Origin of the sequence: Gaiella sp. (assembly GCF_035558935.1) — a bacterium.
GTDB lineage: Bacteria > Actinomycetota > Thermoleophilia > Gaiellales > Gaiellaceae > Gaiella.
Genome location: NZ_DATMBZ010000077.1, coordinates 1 through 4,028 on the forward strand (window position 1 = coordinate 1; position 4,028 = coordinate 4,028).

Below are 4,028 nucleotides of genomic sequence, written 5' to 3' on the forward strand. Positions count from 1 at the left end.
CGGCTCGGCGACACGTTCGTGCGCCCGCACGATCTCGAGGTGACGCTGGAGCCGAACGGCTCGACACGCGAGGTGATGATCGACCGCATCGTCCACTTCGGGTTCGACGTCCGGCTCGATCTCGTCGGCGGCGACGGCGAGCGCCTCTCGGTGCAGACGACGCGCGACCAGGCGGAGCTGCTCGAGCTCGTCTCGGGTCAGATCGTCTACGTCAGGCCGATGCGCGCGACGACGTTCAGCTAGAGCCGGCGCGCGCCACGACGTCGGCGAGCGTCGTCTCCTCGAGCACGCCGCGCATCGCCGTGCGTAGGTCGAGCCACACGGGCGCGAGAGCCCGTGCCGCTCCCTCGTATCGAACCTCATCGGGCCGCACACCGCGCACGGTCGCGATCGGCCCCTCGACCGCACGGATCACGTCGGCGAGGCTGATCTCCGCCGCAGGCTTCGCGAGCGCATAGCCTCCCTCGACACCGCGGCGGCTGGTGACGAGCTCTGCGTGCCTGAGGTCGAGGAGGATCGACTCGAGGAACTTCTGGGGGATGCTCTGCGCGGTCGCGAGCTGCTCACCCTTGACGAGCCCTCCGGCGGAGGCAAGCTCGAGCATCGCGCGAAGCGCGTAGTCGACCTTCGCGGAGACGCGCACGACCCAACCGTAACGGCGCCCGCCGTACGATCGGCACGATGCAGGTCGACACGCTTCGAGACCCGGGCGAGCTCCTGGAGCAGGCGCAACCGTTCTTGATGGCCGACGAGGCGCGTCACAATCTCGCGCTCGGGATCCTCGGGTTCGCGCGCGACCATCCCGACGTCTATCCCGAGCTCGAGGGATGGATCGTCCGGGACGACGGGCAGGTCGCCGGCGTCGCGGTGAGGACGGCTCCCTACAACCTCATCCTTGCGCGGCCCGTCGACGATCGTGCGCTCGAGGCCCTGGCGGCGTCGATCTCGTCGGAGCTCCCGGGTGTCGTCGGGGCTGTGCCCGAGGTCGACGGGTTCACGGAGGCGTGGACGGCGCGGTATGACGTGACGGCGACGGTTCGACTCGAGCAGCGGATCTACGCACTGGAGCGGCTCCTCGCTCCCCATCCGACGGACGGCGCCTCGCACCTCGCCGGCGTGGACGATCGCAACCTCGCGATCGCGTGGATGCGGGAGTTCACTGCCGAGGCGATGCACGGCGACGACGCCGACGCGGGCCGGATCGAGCGAAGCGTCGACGCCCGCCTCGACCCGGCGAGCGCGGGCGGCATCGTCCTCTGGGAGGTCGAGGGCGAGCCGGTCTCGCTCGCCGCGTTCGGCGGCCCGACGCCGAACGGGATGCGCATCGGTCCGGTGTACACGCCGCCCGAGCACCGCGGCCGCGGCTACGGCAGCGCAGTGACGGCGGCGGCGTCGGGCCTCGTCCTCGACCGAGGAATGCGGTTCTGCTTCCTCTACACCGATCTCGCGAATCCGACTTCGAACGGGATCTACATGCGGATCGGCTACGAGGCCGTCTGCGACTCGCGCGAGCTCGCCTTCTCGCCGCCCAGGGCGGATTGACGCTGGACGTCGGACGCGAGATGGTCGCCTGATGGACTACGCAGCCCGATATGCGGAGCTGGCGGTGCGGGTCGGCTGCAACCTCGAGCAGGGACAGAAGCTCGTCGTCTTCGGCGAGCCGGAGCACGCCCCGCTCATTCGCGCGGTGGCCGAAGCGGGCTGGCGGGCCGGAGCCGGCGACGTCGACTGCTTCTACGTCGACGAGCACGTCCGTCGGCTGCACGCGCTCCACGCAGCGGAAGAAATGCTCGACCGGACCCCACCCTGGCTCGCGACCGCCAGGCGCGGCGCCGAAGGCGCAGCTCTTGTCCTGACGTTCGGCGATGCGGACCCCGAGCTGTTCGCGGACGTCGATCCGTCCCGAGCCGCCCGGGCCGAGCCGACAGAGGCGAAGGAGATCGCCCGCGACCTGACGTCGCGCCTCGCGATGGCATGGACGGTGATTGCGTGCCCCACCGCCGGCTGGGCACAGAGCCTGTTCGGCACGCCCGACGTCGATCGCCTCTGGTCGGAGATTGCCCGGGTCACGCGTCTCGACGAGCCAGACCCGGTCGACGCGTGGCGCCGTCACATCGCAAGGTTGGGAGAGCGTGCGGCGCTCCTCGACGAGCACCGCTTCGCGTCGCTCCGCTTCCGCGGGCCGGACACCGATCTCCGCATCGGGTTGCTCGAGTCCGCGCGCTGGCTGAGCGCGGCGTCACGAACGTCGTGGGGCCAGGAGCATGTCGTCAACCTCCCGACGGAGGAGGTGTTCACGACGCCCGACAGGATGCGCGCCGAGGGAACGGTACGGCTGACCGCGCCTCTGTACTGGTTCGGCTCGCGCGTCGAGGGCGGGCGACTCCGATTCGCGGGAGGCGAGGTCGTGGAGGCGAGCGCCGACCACGGCGAAGAGTTCCTTCGCTCGAAGCTCGGGGCGGACCCGTCCGCCTCACGCCTCGGCGAAGTCGCTCTCGTCGACGTCGACTCGGCGGTCGGTCAGCGCGGCATCCTCTTCCGCAACCTGCTCCTCGACGAGAACGCCTCGTCGCACATCGCGATCGGATCCGGCTACACCGACCCTGTCGAAGGGTCGGCGGCGATGAACGACGAGGAGCGCCTCGGGGCCGGAATCAACGTCTCGACGATCCACATCGACTTGATGATCGGCGGTCCCGACGTCGACGTGGACGGCGTGCGCGCCGACGGGACGAGCGTGCCGATTCTCGAGCAGGGCCACTGGGTGCTTGCGTAGGGCGGGCCTGCGGGTCGCAAATTGCGGCTTCTCGTGGGGCACCCCATCCCACCACCCACTTTCCATTCTATCGTCGAAACTGACAACAAGAGCTATGGCTCTGTGCCAACTCCGTGCCGAGTTCGTCACGTATGCGGCTCGCGCGCTCTACAGCGGAATGTTCCCGTGCTTGCGCCTGGGTGCCGGCTCGCGCTTGCTCAACGTCGCCTCGAGCGCGCGGACGAGGTACGGGCGTGTCCGGCTCGGCTCGATCACGTCGTCGACGTAGCCGCGCTCGGCCGCCGAGTAGGGGTTCGCGAATCGCTCCTTGTAGTCGGCGATCAGCTCGGCCCGCCGCTCCTCGGGATCCTCGACGCCCTCGAGCTCGTGGCGGAACACGATGTTCACCGCCCCCTCCGGCCCCATCACAGCGACCTCGGCGGTCGGCCACGCGACGTTGACGTCCGCTCGGATGTGCTTGGAGCTCATGACGTCGTAGGCGCCGCCGTAGGCCTTGCGGGTGATGACCGTCAGCTTCGGCACGGTCGCCTCGGCGTAGGCGTAGAGCAGCTTGGCGCCGTGGCGGATGATCCCGCCCCATTCCTGCGACGTGCCGGGAAGAAACCCGGGGACGTCGACGAAGGTCAGGAGCGGCACGTTGAATGCGTCGCAGGTGCGCACGAACCGCGCCGCCTTCACGGACGCGTCGATGTCCAGCACGCCAGCGAGCGCCGAGGGCTGGTTACCGACCACACCGACTGCATGCCCTCCGAGCCGCGCGAAGCCGCAGACGATGTTCTCCGCATGCGCCGGCTGGATCTCGAGGAACGCGCCGTCGTCGACCACCGTCTCGATCACGCGCTTCATGTCGTACGGCTTGTGCGGAGAGTCCGGGATCAGAGTGTCGAGGTCGGGCGACTCCCGGTCGACCGGGTCGGTCGGCGGCGCGTACGGCGCCGTCTCGAGGTTGTTCTGCGGGAGGAACGTGAGGAGATAGCGAGCATCGTCGATGCACGACTGCTCGTCGGGCGCGACGAGGTGCGCCACGCCGGACTTCGTCGCGTGCGCCGTCGCGCCGCCGAGGTCCTCGAAGCTGACGTCCTCGCCCGTGACCGTCTTCACGACGTCGGGACCGGTGATGAACATGTACGACGTCCCCTCGGTCATCAGCACGAAGTCGGTGATCGCCGGCGAGTAGACGGCCCCGCCGGCGCACGGCCCCATGATCAGCGAGATCTGCGGTACCACGCCGGAGGCCTGCACGTTCCGCCAG

General features: G+C 69.5%; 5 protein-coding genes. 3 read left to right on the plus strand and 2 right to left on the minus strand.

Going from position 1 to position 4,028, the window contains the following annotated elements:
* Positions 1–243 (plus strand): TOBE-like domain-containing protein (locus tag VNM44_RS08010; RefSeq protein WP_325624748.1); only part of this gene is annotated, 243 nt, incomplete at its 5' end.
* On the opposite strand, the gene VNM44_RS08015 is transcribed toward VNM44_RS08010, so the two are convergent.
* Entirely contained in the window at positions 236–643 is a 408-nt protein-coding gene (locus tag VNM44_RS08015; RefSeq protein ID WP_325624750.1) for an Rrf2 family transcriptional regulator, read from the minus strand. The genes VNM44_RS08010 and VNM44_RS08015 overlap by 8 nt on opposite strands.
* Before the next feature lie 38 nt (positions 644–681).
* On the opposite strand from VNM44_RS08015, the gene VNM44_RS08020 reads away from it, so the two are divergent.
* Together VNM44_RS08020 and VNM44_RS08025 are read left to right on the plus strand one after the other, a co-directional pair.
* On the plus strand, positions 682–1,542 hold the full coding sequence (locus VNM44_RS08020; protein WP_325624752.1) for a GNAT family N-acetyltransferase: 861 nt from the start codon (positions 682–684) through the stop codon (positions 1,540–1,542).
* A gap of 31 nt (positions 1,543–1,573) precedes the next feature.
* Positions 1,574–2,776 carry an aminopeptidase gene (locus tag VNM44_RS08025; RefSeq protein ID WP_325624756.1) on the plus strand — a complete coding sequence of 401 codons (1,203 nt, stop codon included), beginning with the start codon at positions 1,574–1,576 and terminating at the stop codon, positions 2,774–2,776.
* Between the two features lie 147 nt (positions 2,777–2,923).
* On the opposite strand, the gene VNM44_RS08030 is transcribed toward VNM44_RS08025, so the two are convergent.
* The coding region (locus VNM44_RS08030) for an acyl-CoA carboxylase subunit beta (RefSeq protein ID WP_325624759.1) at positions 2,924–4,028 on the minus strand (1,105 nt) is incomplete at its 5' end.

Coding starts and splice junctions, on each gene's coding strand:
- VNM44_RS08020 (WP_325624752.1), top strand. CDS start 682: ATGCAGGTCGACACGCTTCGAGACCCGGGCGAGCTCCTGGAGCAGGCG.
- VNM44_RS08025 (WP_325624756.1), top strand. CDS start 1,574: ATGGACTACGCAGCCCGATATGCGGAGCTGGCGGTGCGGGTCGGCTGC.